This is a genomic window from Oerskovia sp. USHLN155 (assembly GCF_037145535.1).
Taxonomy (GTDB): Bacteria; Actinomycetota; Actinomycetes; order Actinomycetales; family Cellulomonadaceae; genus Oerskovia; species Oerskovia rustica.
The window spans coordinates 287,565-308,797 of the sequence record NZ_JBBCXG010000007.1; the positions used below are offsets into that span (position 1 = coordinate 287,565).

At 73.2% G+C, this 21,233-nt stretch carries 16 protein-coding genes; 5 read left to right on the forward strand and 11 right to left on the reverse strand.

The window, feature by feature from the left end:
- Nucleotides 1-9: 9 nt before the first annotated feature.
- The 4 genes from WFH32_RS12420 to WFH32_RS12435 form a co-directional block, all read right to left on the reverse strand.
- Complete coding sequence (locus tag WFH32_RS12420) at nucleotides 10-1,026, reverse strand: DUF4031 domain-containing protein (protein WP_336707661.1); 1,017 nt, start codon at nucleotides 1,024-1,026, stop codon at nucleotides 10-12.
- Between the two features lie 110 nt (nucleotides 1,027-1,136).
- A complete protein-coding gene (locus WFH32_RS12425; protein ID WP_336707662.1) occupies nucleotides 1,137-2,510 on the reverse strand; it encodes an acetate/propionate family kinase in 1,374 nt (457 codons plus the stop codon).
- Nucleotides 2,507-4,714, reverse strand: a complete 2,208-nt coding sequence (gene pta / locus WFH32_RS12430; RefSeq protein WP_191795948.1) for a phosphate acetyltransferase — start codon at nucleotides 4,712-4,714, stop codon at nucleotides 2,507-2,509. Before pta ends, WFH32_RS12425 begins: the two co-directional genes overlap by 4 nt.
- Nucleotides 4,711-7,206 (reverse strand): phosphoketolase family protein, encoded by a 2,496-nt coding sequence (locus tag WFH32_RS12435; RefSeq protein ID WP_336707664.1) that lies wholly within the window; start codon nucleotides 7,204-7,206, stop codon nucleotides 4,711-4,713. The genes pta and WFH32_RS12435 overlap by 4 nt, the downstream gene beginning before the upstream one ends.
- 242 nt (nucleotides 7,207-7,448) lie before the next feature.
- Here WFH32_RS12435 and WFH32_RS12440 point away from each other — a divergent pair, with 242 nt between their 5' ends.
- Entirely contained in the window at nucleotides 7,449-8,411 is a 963-nt protein-coding gene (locus WFH32_RS12440) for an SURF1 family protein (protein WP_336707666.1), read from the forward strand.
- Here the strand turns inward: WFH32_RS12440 and WFH32_RS12445 are convergent.
- The 3 genes from WFH32_RS12445 to WFH32_RS12455 all read right to left on the reverse strand — a co-directional run bounded on the left by WFH32_RS12445 (nucleotide 8,392) and on the right by WFH32_RS12455 (nucleotide 12,923).
- Nucleotides 8,392-9,105, reverse strand: coding sequence for a YceI family protein (locus WFH32_RS12445; protein ID WP_191795950.1), 714 nt, complete (start codon nucleotides 9,103-9,105; stop codon nucleotides 8,392-8,394). The genes WFH32_RS12440 and WFH32_RS12445 overlap by 20 nt on opposite strands.
- 252 nt (nucleotides 9,106-9,357) lie before the next feature.
- Nucleotides 9,358-11,091, reverse strand: a complete 1,734-nt coding sequence (locus WFH32_RS12450; protein WP_191795951.1) for an ABC transporter ATP-binding protein — start codon at nucleotides 11,089-11,091, stop codon at nucleotides 9,358-9,360.
- Nucleotides 11,088-12,923: an ABC transporter ATP-binding protein gene (locus WFH32_RS12455; RefSeq protein ID WP_336707667.1), complete on the reverse strand. Its 1,836-nt coding sequence runs from the start codon at nucleotides 12,921-12,923 to the stop codon at nucleotides 11,088-11,090. The genes WFH32_RS12450 and WFH32_RS12455 overlap by 4 nt, the downstream gene beginning before the upstream one ends.
- Before the next feature lie 58 nt (nucleotides 12,924-12,981).
- Between WFH32_RS12455 and WFH32_RS12460 the strand changes: the two genes are divergently transcribed.
- Both WFH32_RS12460 and moeB read left to right on the forward strand, forming a co-directional pair.
- The gene (locus tag WFH32_RS12460) at nucleotides 12,982-13,419 is read left to right on the forward strand and encodes a DUF3817 domain-containing protein (RefSeq protein ID WP_191795953.1); all 438 of its coding nucleotides are present in this window, start codon (nucleotides 12,982-12,984) and stop codon (nucleotides 13,417-13,419) included.
- Nucleotides 13,416-14,819 carry a molybdopterin-synthase adenylyltransferase MoeB gene (gene moeB / locus WFH32_RS12465; RefSeq protein ID WP_336707668.1) on the forward strand — a complete coding sequence of 468 codons (1,404 nt, stop codon included), beginning with the start codon at nucleotides 13,416-13,418 and terminating at the stop codon, nucleotides 14,817-14,819. Before WFH32_RS12460 ends, moeB begins: the two co-directional genes overlap by 4 nt.
- 93 nt (nucleotides 14,820-14,912) lie before the next feature.
- Here moeB and WFH32_RS12470 read toward each other — a convergent pair whose 3' ends face one another.
- The 3 genes from WFH32_RS12470 to thiO all read right to left on the reverse strand — a co-directional run bounded on the left by WFH32_RS12470 (nucleotide 14,913) and on the right by thiO (nucleotide 17,258).
- Nucleotides 14,913-15,722 carry a thiazole synthase gene (locus tag WFH32_RS12470; RefSeq protein ID WP_442946336.1) on the reverse strand — a complete coding sequence of 270 codons (810 nt, stop codon included), beginning with the start codon at nucleotides 15,720-15,722 and terminating at the stop codon, nucleotides 14,913-14,915.
- 67 nt (nucleotides 15,723-15,789) lie between these two features.
- Nucleotides 15,790-16,020 carry a sulfur carrier protein ThiS gene (thiS, locus tag WFH32_RS12475; RefSeq protein ID WP_336707670.1) on the reverse strand — a complete coding sequence of 77 codons (231 nt, stop codon included), beginning with the start codon at nucleotides 16,018-16,020 and terminating at the stop codon, nucleotides 15,790-15,792.
- Complete coding sequence (thiO, locus tag WFH32_RS12480) at nucleotides 16,017-17,258, reverse strand: glycine oxidase ThiO (RefSeq protein ID WP_336707671.1); 1,242 nt, start codon at nucleotides 17,256-17,258, stop codon at nucleotides 16,017-16,019. The genes thiS and thiO overlap by 4 nt, the downstream gene beginning before the upstream one ends.
- A gap of 285 nt (nucleotides 17,259-17,543) precedes the next feature.
- Here thiO and thiE point away from each other — a divergent pair, with 285 nt between their 5' ends.
- Both thiE and guaA read left to right on the forward strand, forming a co-directional pair.
- Nucleotides 17,544-18,164 carry a thiamine phosphate synthase gene (gene thiE, locus WFH32_RS12485; protein ID WP_336707696.1) on the forward strand — a complete coding sequence of 207 codons (621 nt, stop codon included), beginning with the start codon at nucleotides 17,544-17,546 and terminating at the stop codon, nucleotides 18,162-18,164.
- Nucleotides 18,165-18,237: 73 nt separating this feature from the next.
- The gene (guaA, locus tag WFH32_RS12490) at nucleotides 18,238-19,815 is read left to right on the forward strand and encodes a glutamine-hydrolyzing GMP synthase (protein WP_336707673.1); all 1,578 of its coding nucleotides are present in this window, start codon (nucleotides 18,238-18,240) and stop codon (nucleotides 19,813-19,815) included.
- Between the two features lie 202 nt (nucleotides 19,816-20,017).
- On the opposite strand, the gene WFH32_RS12495 is transcribed toward guaA, so the two are convergent.
- Nucleotides 20,018-21,178: a glycosyltransferase family 4 protein gene (locus WFH32_RS12495; RefSeq protein ID WP_336707674.1), complete on the reverse strand. Its 1,161-nt coding sequence runs from the start codon at nucleotides 21,176-21,178 to the stop codon at nucleotides 20,018-20,020.
- Nucleotides 21,179-21,233: the final 55 nt, after the last annotated feature.

Consider the following 21,233-nt stretch of genomic DNA (forward strand, 5'->3'; position numbering starts at 1 on the left):
CGGGCGAGCCTACTGGCGAGGGTTACGGCCCTGCGCGAGGCCGCGCGCAGCGAGGCCCGCGAGCTCGGTCCGCAGGTTCTGCTCGGCGCGCTCCTGCCAGCGGTCGCGCCCCGACGGGGTCCGGAAGAGGGAGGGCAGCGCGAGCAGCTGCTCGAGGACCGCGGCACGACCCGCCACGAACTGCTCGTCGGGCACGTGGGCGTACTCCGCGCGGACCTGCCGGACGTAGCGGGCGTACCGGTCGGGCGCGGAGCCGAGGATCGCGAGGTCGGCGTCGCACACGAGCGCGCCCACCACGTCGTCCGCGGCGGGGTCGTGCGTCGCCGTGAGCCGGACGAGGCGCGCGACCTCCGCGACGTCGTCGTGCGTGAGGTGCGCCCCGCCGTGGGCGGTGGACCGGTTCCCGGTGAGCGACGCCGTCGGGCCGGGGACGAGCGGCGACAGGCGTGCGACCGCGAGCGCGGCCGACGCCTCCTCGTCCTCGCCCGCGACGCCCTCGTGGACCGCGTCGTGGAACCACAGCGCGAGCTGCGCGCGCTGCGACGCGCCCGACGGCGCAGGCTCGCCGGGGGAGGGCACGCCCGGCGAGCGGCCCTCCAGGACCGCGAGGGAGTCGAGCACGTGGACCAGGTGCGCGGGCCCGTGGTAGGCGCGGTGCGGCTCGTGCCAGCGGGCGATCAGGTCGTTGCCCACCTCGCGCGCCCCCGGGAGCCCCGGCAGGACCGCGTCCCAGCGCGCCAGCAGTGCCGCGGCCTTGGCCGCTCCCCGCTCGCGGGCGGGGACGCGCAGCCCCGAGGCCCGCAGCCGCACGATGAGCTCGCGCCCCGACACGTCCTGGGCCCCCGCGGCGACGCAGTCCGCGTGGCGCTCGGCGGGGACGTCGTAGTGGTCGAGGTCGAACGCGCGCCGGCCCAGCCCCAGCCGCTCGGCGAACTCGTGCAGCTCGTCGAGCGAGGAGTCCGAGACGAGGTGGGACCACGAGGTCCCGTGGGCCGGCCAGGTCGGCGGGTCGATGAGAAGAGCCACGCCTCGACCCGAGGGGGTCGAGGCGTGGCTCGGGTCGTGCGCGGGCAGTGCCGTGCCCACGCACGTGCCGTCGCGCTGTGCTCGGGCGCGCGACGACGGCGGTGGGGCGGTCAGGACTCCTGAGGTGCTTCCGGCTCTGCCTGCTCGGCAGGAGCGGACGGCTCGGTGGCCGACCCGGCCGGCTCTGCCGATGCTGCCGACGCTGCCGGCGGGAACGTCACGGGCTTCCCGGCCTTCTCGGTCTCCTCGACGATCTCCACGCTCAGGCGGGCGATCGCGAGCTCCTCCATGGTCGGCACGACCATGACCAGCGTGCTCGTCCAGTCGGGCGAGATGACGCGCGGCTCCTTGCTGCGGACCGCGTTGCGCTCCGGGTCGACCGCGATGCCGAGGCCCGCGAGGCCCTCGACGACCTGGGCGCGCACGATGTCGTCGTTCTCGCCCACACCGGCCGTGAACGCGATGACGTCGATGCGACCCAGCACGGCCATGTACGCGCCGATGTACTTGCGCAGCCGGTGGATGTACACGTCGAGCGCGAGCCTCGCGTCCTCGTTGCCTGCGGCGATGAGGTCGTGCAGCGCGCGGAAGTCGTTCTCGCCCGCGATGCCCTTGATGCCCGAGCGCTTGTTGAACAGGTCGTCGAGCTCGTCGATCGACATGTTCGCGTTGCGGGCGAGGTGGAAGATCACCGCGGGGTCGATGTCTCCGGTGCGGGTCCCCATGACCAGGCCCTCGAGCGGCGTCAGGCCCATCGACGTGTCGACCGCGATGCCGCCGCGCACGGCCGAGGCCGACGCACCGTTGCCGAGGTGCAGCACGATGATGTTGAGGTCCTGCAGCCGGCGGCCCAGGACGCGTGCGACCTTGCCCGACACGTAGTGGTGGCTCGTGCCGTGGAAGCCGTACCGGCGCACGCCGTACTTCTTCGCGGTCTCCTTCTCGAGCGCGTAGGTCGAGGCGGCCTCGGGCAGCGACGAGAAGAACGCCGTGTCGAACACCGCGACGTGCGGGACGTCGGGCAGGAGCTCACGGGCGACCGAGATGCCCGTGACGTTCGCCGGGTTGTGCAGCGGGGCGAGCGGAGCGAGGTCCAGGATCTGGCGCTCGACCTCGTCGTCCACCAGCACGGGGCGGGAGAACTGGGCGCCGCCGTGGACGACGCGGTGACCCACGGCGTACACGTTGGCGTCGGCGAGCCGCGGCCCGACCTCGTCGAACAGCGACAGCGCGATGCGCAGCGCCTCGGCGTGGTCACGGACGGGCTCCTCACGCGTGGTCGTGTTGCCCGCGAAACGGTGCTTGATGACGCCGTTCGACTCGCCGATGCGCTCGATGGTCCCCGCCGCGATGGCCTCGCCGCCGACCGGGTTGACGAGCTGGTACTTGAGCGAGGACGACCCCGAGTTCATCACGAGGACCGAACCGTGCGCGCCGTACGCCGAGTACGGGTTCGAGCGCTCGTGCTCCGGGAGGACGGTCATGCGGGTGCTCCGTTCGTGCTGGGCTCGGTGGACGAGCCCGCCTGTGCCTGGATGGCCGTGATGGCCACGGTGTTGACGATGTCCTGGACCAGGGCACCGCGCGAGAGGTCGTTCACGGGCTTGTTGAGGCCCTGGAGGACGGGTCCCACCGCGATGGCGCCCGCCGAGCGCTGCACCGCCTTGTAGGTGTTGTTGCCCGTGTTGAGGTCGGGGAAGATGAAGACCGTCGCCTTGCCCGCGACGTCCGAGACCGGCATCTTGGACGCGGCCACGGACGCGTCGACCGCGGCGTCGTACTGGATGGGTCCCTCGACGAACAGGTCGGGGCGGCGGCTGCGCACGATCTCGGTCGCGGAGCGCACCTTGTCGACGTCGACGCCCGAGCCGGACTCGCCGGTCGAGTACGACAGCATCGCCACCCGCTGGTCGATCCCGAACTGGAGCGCCGTCGCGGCCGACGAGATGGCGATGTCGGCGAGCTGGGTGTCGGTCGGGTCCGGGTTCACGGCGCAGTCGCCGTAGACCAGGACGCGGTCCTCGAGGCACATGAGGAACACCGACGACACGACGGACACGCCCGGCATGGTCTTGATGATCTCGAACGACGGCTTGATGGTGTGCGCCGTCGTGTGACGCGCCCCCGAGACCATGCCGTCGGCAAGGCCCAGGTGGACCATCATCGTCCCGAAGTAGGACACGTCCGGGACGATCTCACGCGCGCGCTCGACCGTCATGCCCTTGTGGGCGCGCAGCGTCGTGTACTCCTCGGCGAAGCGCTGGACGAGCTCCGGGTCGTGCGGGTCGATCACCGTCGCGGCGTCGATGTCGAGGCCCAGCTCGGTCGCCCGGGCACGGATCGACTGCTCGTCGCCCAGGATCGTCAGGTCGGCGACCTGGCGACCCAGCAGGGTCGAAGCCGCCCGCAGGATGCGGTCGTCGTCGCCCTCGGGCAGCACGATGTTCTTGCGGTCCGCGCGGGCTCGCGAGAGCAGCTCGTACTCGAACATGAGCGGCGTGACGACCTCGGGGCGCGGGACGTCGAGGCCCGCGAGGAGCGCGGCGCCGTCGACGTTCTGCTCGAACAGCGCGAGCGCCGTGTCGACCTTGCGCTGCGACTCCTTGGACACCCGACCGCGCACGCGCGACGCGGCGCTCGCCGAGCGGAACGTCCCGAGGTCGGTACGGATGATCGGCAGGCTCGGGTCGAGGGCCTCGAGCAGGCGACCGGTCGAGTCCGTCGGGTAGAAGCCGCCGTTGAGGACGATGCCCGCGAGCGACGGGAAGTTGCGGGCCTGGTGCGCGGCGAGCAGGCCGATGAGGATGTCGCTGCGGTCGCCCGGCGTGATGACCACGGCGCCGTCGACGAGCTTCTCGAGCAGGTGCTCGAGCGACATGGCCCCGACGAGCAGGTCGAGGACCTCGCGGCCCAGCAGCTCGGGGTCGCCGAGCGCGAGCCGGCCGCCCACGGCCTCCATGATCGCGGCCACGGTCGGGGCGTTGAGGAACGGGTCCTCCGGGATGGCCCACCCGGGCAGCGAGCCCGACGCCGAGTGGGTGCCCTGGCCCTCGGGCGTGATCGCCGTGAGCTGCGCACGCACCTGCTCGATGCTCTCGGGGCGGCACCGGTTCGCGACGACCGCGATGGGCTGGGCGTGGTTCGAGCGGAGCTCGTTGACGCTGACCTCGGTGAGGTTCGCGATGGCCTCGGGCGTGCGGTCACGGCCCGAGACGACCAGGAGCACCGGGGCGCCCAGGTTGGCCGCGATGCGGGCGTTGAACGCGAGCTCGGTCGGGCCTGCGACGTCGGTGTAGTCCGTGCCGACGATCACCACGAAGTCGCACTGCTTGGCGACGTCGTGGTAGCGGGCGACGATCTGGGCGAGGGCCGCCTCGGGGTCGGCGTGGACGTCGTCGTACGTGACGCCCATGGCCTCCTCGTAGGTGAGGTCGACGCCGTCGTGCGCGAGCAGCAGCTCGAGCACGTAGTCGCGGTCCGCGGAGCCGGGTGCGGCGGCGGAACCCGCCCCGTCGACGGGGGCGGTGGCCCCCGCGACGGAGCTCGGGGCGGTCCTCGTCACGGGCCGGAAGACCCCGACCCGCTGGACCCGACGGGTCAGCAGGTCGAGGACGCCCAGCGCGATCGTGGACTTCCCCGTCTCGCCCTCAGGTGAGGCGAGGTAGATGGATCGGGCGGTGCTGGTCACTCGTTGTCGCCTCCGGTAGCGGCGGCCGCGTCGTACGACGGGCCGCTCCCTTCTGTCGCGGTGTCGCCCGCGTCGGGCCACACCCAGTCACGGACCGAGGGGATGTCCTCGCCGTGCTCTCTCGTGTACTGCCGTGCTTCGAGGCGGGCGTCCACCATCTTCTGGCGCAGACCTGCCGCCTTCGACCGCAGCGAAGGCACGCGGTCGATGACGTCGATCACCAGGTGGAACCGGTCGAGGTCGTTGAGCATGACCATGTCGAACGGCGTGGTGGTCGTGCCCTCCTCCTTGTAGCCGCGCACGTGGATGTTCTCGTGCCCGTTGCGGCGGTAGGTCAGGCGGTGGATGAGCCACGGGTACCCGTGGTACGCGAAGACCACGGGCTTGTCCGTGGTGAAGAGCGTGTCGAAGTCGCGGTCGGAGAGCCCGTGCGGGTGCTCCTTCTCGTCCTGCAGGCGCATGAGGTCCACGACGTTCACGACGCGCACCTTGAGCCCGGGCAGGTGCTGACGCAGCAGGTCGGCCGCGGCGAGCGTCTCCAGGGTCGGGACGTCGCCCGCGCAGCCGAGCACGACGTCGGGGTCCTCGCCCGGGACCTCCGTGCCGGCCCACTCCCAGATGCCCAGGCCCCGGGTGCAGTGCGCGACGGCCTGGTCCATCGTGAGGAAGTTCGGCGCCGGCTGCTTCCCCGCGACCACGACGTTGACGTACTGGCGCGAGCGCAGCACGTGGTCGTAGGTCGAGAGCAGGGTGTTGGCGTCCGGCGGCAGGTAGACGCGGACGATCTCGGCCTTCTTGTTCACCACGTGGTCGATGAAGCCCGGGTCCTGGTGGCTGAAGCCGTTGTGGTCCTGACGCCACACGTGGCTCGAGAGCAGGTAGTTGAGGCTCGCGATCGGGCGGCGCCACGGGATGTCGTTCGTGATCTTGAGCCACTTGGCGTGCTGGTTGAACATCGAGTCGATGATGTGGATGAACGCCTCGTAGCACGAGAACAGGCCGTGCCGGCCCGTCAGGAGGTAGCCCTCGAGCCACCCCTGGCACTGGTGCTCGGACAGCATCTCCATGACGCGACCCGCACGCGCGAGGTGCTCGTCGACGTCGGGCCCGAAGAAGTCCGCGTTCCACTGCTTGTCCGTGACCTCGTAGACGGCCTGCAGGCGGTTCGACGCGGTCTCGTCGGGGCCGAAGATCCGGAAGTTGTCCGGGTTGAGGCGCACCACGTCCGTGAGCCACTGACCCAGGACCCTCGTCGCCTCCGACATGCCGCCGCCGGGTGCGCTGACCTCGACCGCGTAGTCGCGGAAGTCGGGCAGGCGCAGGTCCTTGAGCAACAGGCCGCCGTTCGTGTGCGGGTTGTCGCTCATGCGCAGGGTGCCGGGAGGTGCGAGCCTCGCGACGTCCGCGTCGAGGCGGCCCTCGTCGTCGAACAGCTCGTGGACGCGGTACGAGTCGAGCCAGTCCTTGAGGTCCTGCAGGTGCTCGGGGGTGTCGCGCGCGCTCGCGAGCGGCACCTGGTGCGAACGCCAGGAGTCCTCGGTCTTCTTGCCGTCGATCGACTGGGGTCCCGTCCACCCCTTGGGGGTGCGGAAGACGATCATGGGCCAGGCGGGGCGCTCGTCGTTGCCCGCCGCGGCGTCGGCCTTGATCTGCGCGATGTGGTTGAGCACCTCGTCGAGCAGGACCGCGAAGCGGCGGTGGACCTCGTAGTGGTCCTCGCCGTCGAACCCGCCCGTGAAGAAGTACGGGGTGTGGCCGTAGCCGATCATGAGGTCGCGCAGCTCGTCGTCGCTGATGCGCGCGAGGATCGTGGGGTTCGCGATCTTGTACCCGTTGAGGTGCAGGATCGGCAGGACGACGCCGTCGTTGACCGGGTTGACGAACTTGTTCGAGTGCCAGCTCGTGGCCAGGGGGCCGGTCTCGGCCTCGCCGTCGCCCACGACCGCGGCGACCAGCAGGTCCGGGTTGTCGAACGCGGCACCGTAGGCGTGCGAGAGCGCGTAGCCGAGCTCGCCGCCCTCGTGGATCGAGCCGGGGGTCTCCGGGGCGACGTGCGAGGGGATCCCGCCCGGGAACGAGAACTGGCGGAACAGCCGGCGCAAGCCCTCGGTGTCCTGGGTGATGTCGGAGTAGACCTCCGAGTAGGTGCCCTCGAGGTAGGAGTTCGCGACGAGACCGGGCCCGCCGTGACCAGGGCCCGTGACGTAGATCGTCGACTGCTCACGCTCGACGATCGCGCGGTTCAGGTGCGCGTAGAGGAAGTTCAGGCCGGGCGTCGTGCCCCAGTGGCCGAGGAGGCGCGGCTTGACGTCGTCCCGGGTGAGGGGCTCGCGCAGCAAGGGGTTCGCCAGCAGGTAGATCTGGCCGACCGACAGGTAGTTGGCGGCCCGCCACCACCCGTCGACACGCGCGAGCGTCTCCTCGGAGAGGGGGGCGACCTCGGCGGATCGCCAAGGGGTTCCTTCTGTCGGACGCGAGGTGGTCGTAGTCATCGCACGCTCCAGCTGTACCGGGGAATGGTGGCACCTTCATACAACCTCATCCATGGGGGCAACGCATGGTTTCGACGGCCCCACGGGATGTGAGGTGCGTCGGTCGAGGCAGAAAAGGACGAAGGTCCCGACCGCTGCGTCGAGAGGTCCCGGGACGGTCGATCTCGTCCGGGGGAGTGGTCTGGGTCACGTCGGGGGTCGGGGATTCTCTCCGGTCACCCCCGCCCGGCTACCGTGGAGTCGTGTCCGACCAGGCCCCCTCTCGCCCCGGCTTCTGGGCTGTCGCCCGCCGCCCCCGCATGATCGGCTTCCTGCTGCTCTTCCTGCTCGCGGCGGGCGTGTGCGGCCGCCTCGGGGTGTGGCAGCTCGACCGTGCCTACCAGCGGGCCGAGCTCGCCGAGCAGCACGAGATCGCCGAGGCCGAGGCCGCCGGCCCCGAGGGGCTCGGGGTCCTGCTTCCCCCGCAGTCGACGTTCCCGGGCGAGCTCGTGGGACGCCAGGCCTGGGTCGAGGGCGAGTACGAGCCCGAGGGCCAGCTCCTCGTCGCGGGGCGCGCGCTCGACGGGCGCACGGGCTACCTGGTCCTGACGCCGCTGCGCGTGAGCGACGACGGCACGGGCGGCGAGTCCTGGGCCGACCTGTCCGGTCCGCCCGTGGTCCCGGTCGTCCGTGGCTGGGTCCCGACGACGGACGGCCCGGCCCTCGAGGTCCCGTCCGGCGAGGTGCGGCTCGCCGCCTACCTCCAGGCCTCCGAGGCCGCCGGCACCGGCGGGCTGCCCGAGGGGCAGACCGACTCCATCTCCTCGGCGGCGCTCGCCAACGTGTGGGGCAACCCGATCTACGGCGGGTACCTCGTGCTCATGGAGTCCGACCCTGCGCAGCTCTCCGCGGCCGACGGTGGTCCCCACCTCCTGCCTCGGCCCACGATCGAGGGCGGCAACGGGGTCAACGTCCAGAACGCCTTCTACGCGCTCCAGTGGTGGATCTTCGGCGCGTTCGCGGTCGCGCTGTGGGTGCGGCTCGTGCGCGACGAGGCCGCGGGCGGGCGTAAGCGCTCGGACGGCGTCGGGGGCGGGATCGCCGGGTTGCCCGACCTGCCGCCGGCACCGCGCGGCGAGGTGCCCGACGCCGGCGGGAGCGAGGCCGCCGGCGGCACGGCGGGGGCCGCGTCGAACGGCGACCCGGTCAGCCGTCCGACGGTGTGAGCTCGAGCAGCATCTCGACGGTCCCTGCGTCCTCGACCTGGACGAAGCCGAGGTTCGGCGCGGTCACGCCGTAGTCGGAGAACGTCACGGGGATCGAACCGCTGACCTGCGCTCCGGCGCCCGCGGTCCTTGCCTCGAGGGTCGCGGTGACCTCGTGCGGGACGCCCTTGATGGTGAGCGTGCCCGCTGCCTGGACCGTCGCGGTGCCGGTCGCCAGACCGGAGAGGTCGACGGGGGCGGTGAGGACGAAGGTCGCGGTCGGGTGCTCGCCGGTGTCGAGGATGCCCAGGAACTGCCGGTCGCGTCCCGAGTCGTCGGTCTCGACGGTCGTCATGTCGACCTCGATGCTCGCTGCGGTGAGGACGCCGCCCTCGACCGTGACCTCGCCGCGCACGTCGCTCGTGCGTCCGACCACGGTCACGTCCTGCCCCGAGAGCACCTCGTCGACGCGGTAGCCCGCCTGGGACTCGGTGTCCACGGCGTAGACGCCGTCCTGGACGCCGTCGACGGGCGAGCCCGACGAGCCCGCGCCGTCCTGCGCGGCCGAGGTGTCGTCGCTGGGTGCCGCGGAGCCGATCGACAGGGGAGCGGCCTCGGTGCCGGCCTGCGAGCGGGCGTAGACCCACGTGCCACCGAGCAGGAGGAGCGCGCACAGCATCGCGATCCCGACGGTCAGCGCGATCGTCTTCTTCATGGCCCCTCGCATCCTCGTTGAACGTTCAACCAATCCTGAGGGTTCTTCCTGGGGAATGCCTGGAAGCAGGGCGTCGTGTCTGCTGTGCATCCGGGTGTGCGCCGAGGACCTCGTCGTCCCGGCGGGTCGTCGGGCTGCGCCGGGACACGTCGGAACGGCGCGAGCGTACCGGCAGGTCAGGGCGTCGCGGGACAGCGTTCAGGGCGTGGTCGGTGTCCGGCCACGCCCTGAACGGTCCCGCGCGGGGACGAGCTACTCCTGCTGCCAGGAGCTCCAGAGGCGCGCGTAGTCGCCGCCCGCCGCGACGAGCTCGTCGTGCGGCCCGATCTCGGTGATGCGCCCGCCGTCCACGACGGCGACCCGGTCGGCGTCGTGCGCGGTGTGCAGGCGGTGGGCGATCGCGACGACGGTGCGCCCCTCGAGGACGGCGTTGAGCGAGCGCTCGAGGTGCCGGGCCGCGCGCGGGTCCAGCAGGGACGTCGCCTCGTCGAGGATCAGGGTGTGCGGGTCGAGCAGCACGAGCCGCGCGAGCGCGACCTGCTGCGCCTGCGCTGGCGTGAGCACGTGACCGCCCGAGCCGACCTCGGTCGCGAGCCCGTCGGGCAGGGCCTCGACCCAGCCCCGGGCGTCGACCGCGGTGAGCGCCGCGAGCAGCGCGGCGTCGTCCGCGTGCTCGTCGGCCAGGCGCAGGTTGTCCGCGAGCGACCCGACGAACACATGGTGCTCCTGCGTGACGAGGGCGACGTGACGGCGCAGGTCGTCGAGCGGGAGGTCGACCAGCTCGACGCCGCCCACGGTCACGGAGCCGCCCGTGGGCGGGTGGATGCCTGCGAGCATGCGCCCGAGCGTCGACTTGCCCGCGCCCGACGGGCCGACGACCGCCAGGCGTTCGCCGACCGCGAGGTCGAGGTCGATCCCGTGCAGGACGTTGTGCCCCTCGCGGTACGCGTACTCGACGTCCCGCGCCACGACGTGCTCGTCCGTGGGCACCTCGTCCCCGGCCTCGCGGTCGCTGTCGACGAGCTTGACGCCCACGATGCGTGCGAGCGAGGTCGCGGCGACCTGGATCTCGTCGAGCCAGAAGATGAGCTCCCAGACGGGGCCTGCGAGCTGGAACGCGTACATGGCGATGGTCGTCACCGCGCCGATCGTCGCGTGCCCGGTCGAGAGCATGTAGCCGCCCCACACGATGACCGCGACGGGCGCGAGCACGAACGTGAAGTCGACCACCGGGAACAGGACCGTGCGCAGGTTCAGCGTGTACCTCTCGGCCGCGAAGGCCTCGCGCAGGTCCGCCTCGACCCGGGCCCGGCGCCGGGCGCCCAGGCGCAGGGCGTCGACCGTGCGGGCACCCTCGACCGACTCGGTGATGGTGCCGTTGAGCGCGGCGTACGCCGCAGACTCACGCTGGTACCCGGGTGAGGCGCGCCGCAGGTACCAGCGCGAGACGACGACCATGAGCGGGACGCCGAGGAACAGCGACACGGCCACGAGGGGCGAGGTGAGCATGCTCGCGACGACCGTGAGCAGGATCGTGACGACCGCGACGATGAGGCGCGGGACCCCGAACCGCACGGCGTGCTGGATGCGGTTGACGTCGTTCGTCGTGCGCGCGACGAGGTCTCCCGTGCCGGCGCGCTCGACCGTCGACAGCGGCAGCGTCGTGACCGTCTCCAGGAAGTCCTCGCGCAGCTCGGCGAAGACCGTCTCGCCGAAGATCATCGAGGACTTCTGGGCGTAGCGGATGAGCACGGCCTGGACGAGCACCGCGCCCACGCCGATCGCGATGACCTGGTTGACGTAGGCCGAGGTGGTGCCCTGGGCGACCGCGTCGACGAGCCGGCCCAGGATCCACGGGCCTGCGAGCCCCGCGATCGCCGCGACGGTGTGCAGGACCGCGAGGCCGACGAGCGGCCTGCGGTGCTCGCGGACCAGGTAGGCGGTGTGCTGGCGGACCTGGGAGGCGTCGGCGATGGGGAGCTTCATGACACGCCCTTCGAGGCGTCGGTGAGCTCGGCGGAGCCCGTGGGCAGGTGGTCGTCGTCGGGTTCGGCGGGAGCCTCGTCCATCGAGCGCCCGACGACGGCGCGGTAGCGTGAGGCCTCCTCGCCCTGGTGCGCGTCGAGAGGGCGGTGCAGGAGGTCGCGGTGAGTGCCGTGCGTGACGACGCGGCCGTCCTCGACGAACAGGACGTCGTCGACGTGGTCGAGCACGAGCGGGCTCGCGGTCACGATGAGCGTGGTGCGCCCGCGCCGGACCTCGGCGAGGCGTTCGGCGATGCGGGCCTCGGTGTGGGCGTCGACCGCGCTCGTGGGCTCGACGAGCACCAGGATCTCGGGGTCGGTGAGGATCGCGCGGGCCAGGGCGACGCGCTGGCGCTGACCGCCGGACAGCGAGCGGCCCTTCTCAGGGAGCTCTCCCGCGAGGCCGTCGGGCACCGAGTCCAGGACGTCGTGCGCGTCGGCCATCATGACGGCCCGCAGGAGCTCGGCCTCGAGGCTCCCGCCACGGACGTCGATCTCCTCGCCGAGCACGCCGGAGAACAGGTGGGGCGTGGCCTCGGCGACGACGATGCGTTCGCGCACCACGTCCTTGTCGAGGTCGGAGAGCCGGATCCCGCCCAGGTGCACGGGCGTGCCCGCCTCCGCGACGTCGTCGAACCGCCCCATCCGCGTGGCGATGCGCGCCGACTCGTCCGGGTCCACGCTCACGAGCGCGACGACGCGGCCGGGCGTGAGCTCGACACCGCTCGCGTCGTCGACCAGGGGCGCCCCGGCGGGCGGTGCGGACGCCGTGCCCGGGGTCGCGCCCGTCGCGGGGACCACCGAGAGCACCTTGACGAGCTTCTTCGCGGCCACGTGGGCGCGCGTCGTGATCTGGAGCGTCTGGGTCGCGATCTGCAGCGGCCACGACAGGAACGCGGCGTACCCGTAGAAGGCGACGAGCTGGCCCGGGCTGATGTCCCCGGCCACGGCCGCGTGCGCGCCCAGGTACAGGACCAGGGCGACGAACAGGCCGGGCAGCAGGACCTGGAGCCCGTCGAGGTAGGACTGCGTGGTCGCGACGCGCACGCCCGTCTCGCGGACGGCCTGCGACTGGGTGCGGTAGCGGTCCGTGAAGACCTTCTCGCCGCCGATGCCGCGCAGGATGCGCAGGCCCGAGACGGTGTCCGCGCCCAGGGTGGTCAGTCGGCCCGACGCCTCGCGCTGCGCGGCCTGGCGCTGCTGGAGGGGCTTGACGAGGAACGCGAGGATGCCCGCGACGACCGGCAGCCCGAGGACCACGACGAGGCCCAGCTGGAGCGAGGTGCTCAGCATGATCCCCGCGACCACGGCGTACGCCATGAGGGAGCCCGCGAAGCGCGCCGCGATCGCGTAGACCTCGCCCACGCGCAGCGCGTCCGACGCCACGGCGGACACGACCTCGCCCGTGGGGAGCTCGTCCGTGATGGTGTGCCCCGAGCGCGCCACGGTGTCGCCGACGAGCTGCGAGGTGGTGAAGGCCGAGCGCAGCCAGTTCTCGATGTCGAAGCGGTGGCCGAGAGCAGCGGCGCCCACCTGGACGAGGCCGATGCCCAGCATGACCGCGGCCCAGCCGAGCAGGACCGCACCGAAGCCCGCGTCGAGGCCCTCGTCGAGCGCGCGGCCCAGCACGTAGGGCATGACGGCCTGGCACACGAACGTGACCATGCCGAGGAGGACGGCGACCAGGAGGATGCCCCACTGGCGGCGCGCGAGCCACCAGAGGAAGGCGCCGGGGCCGGTGAGCGGAGGGGTGCCCGGGTCGGGGAGGGGGAGGGGTCGCACGGTCACTAACATTAGGTGTGGCCACCGACACCGGGCCACGGATTTTCGCTCAGCGTAAGGAAACCTTCCCATGACCACGCCCGACCCCGCCGGCTCGCAGACGACCTCCGACGCAGCGGCGGACGCCCCGTCGCAGGAGGTCGTGGACCGCGCCGTCCGCAAGGCCCGCGGTGCGCTCCAGCGCTACCGCGTGATGGCCCTCATCACCGGTGTGATGCTCCTGATCCTGTGCGTCGAGATGATCGTCAAGTACGGCGTCGGGCACTTCGTCGACGTCGACGGCGTGATGCGCTTCGTGGGCTGGATCCCGTTCGCGCACGGCTGGGTCTACGTGGTCTACCTCGTGACGGTCCTGGACCTGTGGTCCAAGATGCGCTGGAGCTGGGGCCGTCTGGCCACCATGGTCTTCGCGGGCGTCGTGCCCGTCATGTCCTTCATCCTGGAGAAGAAGGTGCACCGCGAGGCCGAGGCCAAGCTCGACGCCCTCGTGGAGCAGTACGCGCGATGACCTCGCTGCCGCCGCTGGTCGCTCCCTCGACCGAGCCGCTGTCCCCGCAGGAGCTGGCCCGCTACTCGCGGCACCTGGCCCTGCCGGGGATCGGGGTCGAGGGCCAGCAGCGGCTGCGCGCCGCGCGCGTCCTGGTCGTGGGCGCGGGCGGGCTGGGCAGCCCGGCGCTGCTCTACCTGGCCGCGGCCGGCGTCGGGACGATCGGCATCGTCGACGACGACCGCGTCGAGGTCTCCAACCTCCAGCGCCAGGTGATCCACGGCGGCTTGGACGTGGGGCGGCCCAAGGTGGAGTCGGCGCGCGACGCCGTCGCGGAGGTCAACCCGCACGTGAGCGTCCGCCTGCACGAGCACCGTCTCGACGCGAGCAACGTCCTGGCCGTCCTGGACGGCTACGACGTCGTCCTCGACGGGACCGACAACTTCGCGACCCGCTACCTCGTGGGCGACGCCGCCGAGATCGCGGGCATCCCGTGCGTGTGGGGCTCGATCTTCCGCTTCCAGGGGCAGGTCAGCGTCTTCTGGTCGGCGCCTCCGGTCGGGGAGGGCGTGGTCTACCGCGACGTGTTCCCCGAGCCGCCGCCGCCCGGCACCGTGCCCGACTGCGCGACGGGCGGCGTCCTGGGTGCCATGTGCGGCACGGTCGGCTCGGTCATGGCGACCGAGGCGATCAAGCTGATCACGGGAGCGGGACGCACGCTCCTCGGCCGCCTCGCGGTCTACGACTCGCTCGAGCTCACGTGGCGTCACCTCACGGTCCGCGCCGACCCGCAGCGCGTCCCCGTGACCGAGCTCCTGGCGGGCGACCGCGCCTACGAGGTGTTCTGCGGGGTCGCCCCGGCGGCAGCAGGGGCCCCGGCCGTCGTCTCCTCCGGGACGGGCCTCTTCTCCGGCCCGACGGCGGACGGTCGCCTCGCGGTCGACCTCGCCCGGGTGGCAGGAGGGCCGGACGCCGCCTCGGGCGGGCCGGTCCCAGGGACGGGAGCGACGTCGTCGGGCAGCACCTCGACCATCCGGCGAACGGGCGACGGGACGCCGGTGCCGGGGACCCACCCCGCCGCCGCGACGCCCACGACCCTGACCGCGCGGGAGCTCGCCGACCGCATCGCCGACCCCGACGACGACGTGCTGCTGCTCGACGTGCGCGAGGTCTGGGAGACGCAGATCGTGGCGATCGACGGCGCCCGCGCGGTGCCCAGCGGGGTCTACGCGGGGCCCGGCGCCGCCGCGGCGCTCGCCGACCTTCCGCGCGACCGGACCGTCGCGGTGCTGTGCAAGGTCGGGGGCCGGTCCGACCGGGTCGCGAGCCTCGCGCGGGCCGCGGGCGTGGACGCACGCAACGTCGAGGGCGGGGTCCTGGCGTGGGTGCGGGACGTCGAGCCGGGACGCCCGACCTACTGACCGTCGGCCCCGTCCGCCGAGATAGACCTGTGTGCGCGAGGTAGACCCTCGGGAGGTCTACCTCGCGCACACGGGTCTACCTCGGCGAACCGGTCAGAGCGCCAGGTCCAGGTTGCCCGCGCCCAGCAGGCCGGACCCCGTGAGCCCGGCCCGGCCCACCATCCCGTCGACCGGCGAGCTCGCGAGCGCCTGCTCGCGGCGCGGGATGCGGCCCGCGAGCGCCGCGAGCCGCCCGGCCTCGACCGCGAGCCGCATGGCCGTGGCCATCCGCACCGGGTCGGCGGCGCGCGTGACCGCGGTCGCGAGGAGCACGCCGTCGCACCCGAGCTCGAGGGCGTGCGCGGCCTCCGACGCGGTCCCGATCCCCGCGTCCAGGATCACGGGGACACGGGCCGCAGCCGCGATGGCTGCGATGTTGCGCGGGTTGAGGATGCCGAGCCCCGACCCGATGGGCGCGCCCAGCGGCATGACCGCCGCGCAGCCCACGTCCTCGAGGCGGCGCGCGAGGATCGGGTCGTCGTTGGTGTACGGCAGGACGGTGAAGCCGGCGCGGACCAGGGTCTCGGCGGCCTGGACGAGCCCGATCGGGTCGGGCAGCAGCGTCACGTCGTCGGCGATCACCTCGAGCTTGACCCAGTCGGTACCGCAGGCCTCGCGGGCCAGGTGGGCCGTGAGGACGGCCTCCTTGGCGGAAAAGCAGCCCGCGGTGTTGGGCAGGGCGCGGATGCCGAGGCGGTCGAGCAGGCCCCAGATGCCGGTCTCGCCCGTTCCGTCGGCGGAGCCCGGCCCGCCCGGCGGCCGCACGCGCGCGACGCGGCGCATCGCCACGGTCGTGAGCGCTGTCCCGGACGCGACGAGCGCCTCCTCGAGCGTGAGCAGGTTCGCGGCACCGCCCGTGCCCATGACCAGGCGCGAGCCGAGCGCCACGCCCGCGACGACCAGGGAGTCGTCGGCCGCGCGGTCCGGGGTGTCAACCACCCTGCACCGCCGTGACGACCTCGACGCGGTCGCCGTCGCGCAGGGCCGTGGACGTCCACGTGCTGCGGGGGAGCACGGCGTCGTCGATCGCGACCGCGACGCCGCGGGGGACGGTGCCCGTGTCTCCGACGAGCTCCGGCAGCAACGTGGCGACGAGGTGTGCGACGGTCGTGGGGGCGGCGAGCGGATAGGGCTCGCCGTTGACGAGGGCTGTGCCGGTCATGGGGTCCTCCGGGGGGTGGCGACAGGGGCGGGGGAGAAGCGCATCGGGTCGATCGCCGCGACCGCGGGCGGCAGCGGGTCCCCGGCGAGGAGCGCGTCGACCGCGGCCCCCGTGACCGGCGCGAGCAGCACGCCGTTGCGGTAGTGGCCCGTCGCGAGGACCAGGCCGGGCACGCTCGTGGGGCCCAGGAGCGGCAGGTTGTCCGGGGTGCCCGGGCGCACGCGCGGCGTGACCTCGACCAGGGCCAGCTCGTCGAGGCCGGGCAGGAGCGCGCGGGCGTCCCGCAGGAGCGCGAAGACGCCGCCCGCGGTCGCGCGCCGGTCGTCGGGGTGCTCCTCGCTCGTCGCGCCGACGACGACCTCGCGGTGCCCGTCGGGGCCGGGCGTACGCGGTACGACGTACACCGGACGCCCTTGCACGATCCCGCGCACCACGTGGTCGAGCGTGAACCAGGGCGGGGCGTCGAGCCGCAGCGTCTGCCCCTTCACCGGACGGGTCGGGGCGCACACGTCGGGGACGCCCGCGAGCAGGCTTCCCGAGTCCGCCCCGGCCGCGAGCACCACGGTCCCCGCACGGTGCGCGGCGCCCGCGTCGTCGAGGGCCCCGGTCACGGGGGCGTCCGGTCCGGGCGAGCGCAGGAGCCGGACGGCCCGGCGGTGCACGACGGCGGCGCGCGGGTCCCGTGCGAGGGCCGCGGTCAGGGCGCGGTGCACCGCCCGCGGGTCGACCTGGTGGTCGCCCGGCGCCCAGAACGCGCCCGCGACGCGTTGGCCGACGAGCGGCTCGCGCTCCCGGGCGGCCGCGACCGTGATCTCGGTCGAGTCGAGCCCCCACGCCTCCTGCAGCGCACGTACGCGCCGCCCGACGGCCAGGTCGTCCCCGTCGTAGACCAGCGTGAGCGTGCCCGTGGTGCGCAGCCCCACGTCGAGCCCGGAGTCCGCCTCGAGCTCGGCCGCGAACGCGGGCCACCGAGCGGCGGAGTCGGCGCCCAGGCGCAGCGCGGCCTCCTCGCCGAAGTCGGCCTCGGTCACCGGGGCCAGCATCCCGGCCGCCGCATGGGTCGCGCCGTCTCCCGGGGACGGGTCCAGGACGGTCACGCGCAGGCCGGCGCGCGAGGCCCGCCACGCCGCGGTGAGCCCCACGATGCCGCCGCCCACGACGAGGACGTCCGTGGCGCCGTCGGGCCCCGGTGGGCGCGCGGGCACGGCGGGGTGATCGGTGGACAGGGCTGCGCTCATGCGCTCGCTCCCTTCGCTGGCATGACCCAGATCAGGTTCGACGGTCGGCTCTCGCCCTCTCAGCCCCGTGCGGGGCTCCCGTGCTTCGCGGCCACCCTACAACGTGGCCAGGGCCGGGCCGGGGCACGACCACGGGCTGCGCCACGGCCGCGCACCGCACGGGGCCCGCCTATCCTGGGCGCCGTGACCACCGCCCCGACCGGCGACGCCGAGCGCCGACAGCCCCCCGCGCCCCGCCACCGCTCCGACGACCGCGACGCGGCCCGCCAGGCTGCCGTCGAGAGGCTGCGCCCCGCCCGGCTGTACCTGTGCACCGACGCACGCGAGGAGCGCGGCGACCTCGAGGACTTCCTGCACGCGGCGCTCGCGGGCGGGGTGGACGTGGTCCAGCTCCGGGACAAGACGCTCGACGTCGCGCGCGAGCTCGAGCTCCAGGAGACGGTCGCGCGCGTCGCGACCGAGCACGGGGCGCTGTGGGCCGTCAACGACCGGGCCGACGTCGCGCTGCTGACCGGGGCTCCTGTGGTGCACATGGGCCAGGGCGACCTGCCCGTGCCCGCGGTCCGGTCGCTCCTCGGTGCGGGCCCGCTCCTGGGCCGCTCGACGCACTCGCTCGCCCAGGCCGCGGCCGCCGAGGCGGATCCCGAGGTCGACTACTTCTGCGTCGGTCCCCTCTGGGCGACGCCCACGAAGCCGGGGCGCGACGCCGTCGGGCTCGACCTGCTGCGACAGGTCGCGGCGACACGGCCGACCACGCCGTGGTTCGCGATCGGGGGAGTCGACGCCGACAGGCTCGACCAGGTGCTGGACGCGGGCGCCGAGCGCATCGTCGTGGTCCGGGCGATCACGGGTGCGCCCGACCCGGAGCGGGCCGCGCGCGAGCTGCGCGAGCGGCTGCCCGCCTGACGCGCGCAGTGATCCCCGTCGCACGTCGTGGACCGATGCCGGGGATCGGCGCCGAGCCAACTATCCTGGGCTGGTGACACCCACCCCCTCAGCCCCCCGGCCCGTATTGGTCGTCGACTTCGGCGCACAGTACGCCCAGCTGATCGCGCGTCGCGTGCGTGAGGCCAAGGTGTACTCGGAGATCGTCCCTCACACCTTCACCGTCGAGCAGATGCTCGCCAAGGACCCGGCAGCGATCATCCTGTCCGGCGGTCCGTCGTCCGTGTACGCGCAGGGCGCGCCCTTCGTGGACCCCGCGCTGTTCGAGGCCGGCGTGCCCGTCCTGGGCATCTGCTACGGCTTCCAGGCCATGGCCAAGGCGCTCGGCGGGACGGTCGCGCAGACCGGCCTCAGCGAGTACGGCGGCACGGCCGTCGAGGTCTGCCAGGCCGGCGCGCTGCTCGCGGGCTCGCCCGACCAGCAGACCGCCTGGATGAGCCACGGCGACGCCGTGCACGCGGCCCCCGAGGGCTTCGAGGTCCTCGCGACCTCGGCAGGCTCGCCGGTCGCAGCGTTCGAGGACACCGGGCGTCGCCTCTACGGCGTGCAGTGGCACCCCGAGGTCAAGCACTCCCCGCTGGGCCAGAAGGCCCTCGAGAACTTCCTCTACCAGGGTGCCGGCCTTGCCGGCGACTGGACGCCGGGCAACGTCATCGCCGACCAGATCGCGCTCATCCGCGAGCAGGTCGGGGACTCCCGCGTCATCTGCGGCCTGTCCGGCGGCGTCGACTCCTCGGTCGCCGCAGCCCTCGTCCAGCAGGCCGTGGGCGACCAGCTCACGTGCGTGTTCGTCGACCACGGCCTGCTGCGTGCGGGCGAGGTCGAGCAGGTCGAGCGCGACTTCGTCGCCGCCACGGGCGTCAAGCTCGTCGTCATGGACGAGAAGCAGCGCTTCCTCGCCGCGCTCGCAGGTCACTCGGACCCCGAGACCAAGCGCAAGATCATCGGCCGCGAGTTCATCCGCGCGTTCGAGCAAGCGGCGCGCGACATCGTCGCGGACGCGGGCGAGCACGGTGGTGAGGTCAAGTTCCTCGTGCAGGGCACCCTGTACCCGGACGTCGTCGAGTCCGGCGGCGGCGAGGGCACCGCGAACATCAAGAGCCACCACAACGTGGGCGGCCTGCCCGACGACCTGCAGTTCTCGCTCGTCGAGCCGCTGCGGGCCCTGTTCAAGGACGAGGTGCGCGCCGTGGGCCGCGAGCTCGGCGTGCCCGAGGTCATCGTGGCCCGTCAGCCGTTCCCCGGTCCCGGGCTCGGCATCCGCATCGTCGGCGAGATCACGGCCGAGCGCCTGGAGATCCTGCGCGCGGCCGACGCGATCGCGCGCGAGGAGCTCACGAAGGCCGGGCTGGACGACGAGATCTGGCAGTGCCCCGTGGTGCTCCTGGCCGACGTCCGCTCGGTCGGCGTCCAGGGCGACGGCCGCACCTACGGTCACCCGATCGTGCTGCGCCCCGTGTCCTCCGAGGACGCCATGACCGCGGACTGGACCCGTCTGCCGTACGACGTCCTCGCGATCATCTCGACGCGCATCACGAACGAGGTCAAGGACGTCAACCGCGTCGTGCTCGACGTGACGAGCAAGCCGCCGGGCACCATCGAGTGGGAGTGACCTCCCGCTGAGCCACGAAGGGCCGGCCCCCGCAGAGCGATCTGCGGGGGCCGGCCCTTCGGCGTCCGGGGTGGTGCGGGGTCGGGCCGCACCCGCAGGCCCGACGGCGGCGCGCGCCTCGGGTCGGGGCTCCTCCCGCCTCGTCGAACGGCTGCGCACGAGCGTCGGAGGTCCGGCCGAGCCGGGCACCGCAGCCTGCGCCCTAGCTCTTTCCGAGCGCCGCCCGCTCCTCGCGGTACGCCGCCGCCTTCGCGTACGCCTTCTCGACGTCCGCGAGCACGCTCGGCCACCCGCTCGACGGCCGGACCTCGCGGTTGTGCGCGACGATGCGGTCGAGCAGGCCGTCCTGCGTCACGAGCCGCACGATCTGGTCGGTCATCGCGTCGTCGTCGTCGGCGAGCAGCCCGTCGACCCCGTCCGTCAGCCGTTCCGCCACCCCGGACTCCGCCCGCGTCACCACGGCCAGGCCCGCGGCCTGCGCCTCGAGCGCCGCGATCCCGAACGACTCCTGGATCGCCGGGGCGAGGAACACGTCGGCGCGCGAGTAGAGCCGCTTGAGCTCGTGCGCGCCCAGGCGTCCCGGGAGGCTCACGGTCGTCGAGAGGCCGTGCTCCTTGACGAAGCGTCTGGCCGCGTCGAGCTCGGGTCCCTCGCCCGCGATCGTCGCGAACAGCGCGTCGTGCGGGAGCCGCTCGAGGGCCTGACGGATCGACTCGAGCAGGGGCAGGACCCGCTTGCGGGGCGCGAACCGTGTCGCGGCGACGACGTGCACGGCCTTGCCCTCGCCGCGAGCGTCCCGTTCGACGCGCGGCACGGCCCACTCGTCGAGGTCGAGCCCGTTGTGCAGGATCTCGACGGGCACGTCGGGTCCGGCGATGCGGCGCAGCGGGGCGGCGGTCAGCTCGCTCACGGCCGACAGCAGGATCGGCAGCCTCGACCAGTGCGTCAGGCGGTCGAGCGCGGCGAACCACGGTTCGGCCGAGCCCCACACGCTGTGCACGGTCAGGACAGCGGGCAGGCCCAGTCGGGCGACGGGCTTGAGCGACGCCTGCACCGACGGCGTCAGGACGCCCATGTGCAGGTGCACGACGTCGGGTCGCGCGTCCCGCAGGATGCGCGTCACGTGGTGGGCGGCACGCGGGTGCACGGGGTACCCACCGGGGACCCGGGCCGCGACGCGGTGGATCGTGACGCCGTCGTGCACCTCGCGGCTCACGCCGTGCTCGCCGCGCGACGCGGGCGTCGTGGTGACCACCTCGACGTGGTGGCCGGCCGCGGCCTGCTGGGCCGCGAGGCGGCTCACCTGGGTCTCGATGCCGCCGAGCAGCGGCAGGTAGCAGTCCGTCACATGGGTGATCCTCACCCCTGGATTGTCCCATCGACGCGTCCACGGCCCGTGCCCGGCTGGTCTGGTTCGG

What these genes read in the sequence shown, in the direction of transcription:
- WFH32_RS12425 (WP_336707662.1), bottom strand. Translation starts at nt 2,510, where the DNA reads ATGACCGTCCTCCCGGAGCACGAGCGCTCGAACCCGTACTCGGCGTAC.
- WFH32_RS12435 (WP_336707664.1), bottom strand. Translation starts at nt 7,206, where the DNA reads ATGACTACGACCACCTCGCGTCCGACAGAAGGAACCCCTTGGCGATCC.
- WFH32_RS12445 (WP_191795950.1), bottom strand. Translation starts at nt 9,105, where the DNA reads ATGAAGAAGACGATCGCGCTGACCGTCGGGATCGCGATGCTGTGCGCG.
- WFH32_RS12450 (WP_191795951.1), bottom strand. Translation starts at nt 11,091, where the DNA reads ATGAAGCTCCCCATCGCCGACGCCTCCCAGGTCCGCCAGCACACCGCC.
- WFH32_RS12455 (WP_336707667.1), bottom strand. Translation starts at nt 12,923, where the DNA reads ATGTTAGTGACCGTGCGACCCCTCCCCCTCCCCGACCCGGGCACCCCT.
- WFH32_RS12460 (WP_191795953.1), top strand. Translation starts at nt 12,982, where the DNA reads ATGACCACGCCCGACCCCGCCGGCTCGCAGACGACCTCCGACGCAGCG.
- moeB (WP_336707668.1), top strand. Translation starts at nt 13,416, where the DNA reads ATGACCTCGCTGCCGCCGCTGGTCGCTCCCTCGACCGAGCCGCTGTCC.
- WFH32_RS12470 (WP_442946336.1), bottom strand. Translation starts at nt 15,722, where the DNA reads ATGGGCACGGGCGGTGCCGCGAACCTGCTCACGCTCGAGGAGGCGCTC.
- thiS (WP_336707670.1), bottom strand. Translation starts at nt 16,020, where the DNA reads ATGACCGGCACAGCCCTCGTCAACGGCGAGCCCTATCCGCTCGCCGCC.
- thiO (WP_336707671.1), bottom strand. Translation starts at nt 17,258, where the DNA reads ATGAGCGCAGCCCTGTCCACCGATCACCCCGCCGTGCCCGCGCGCCCA.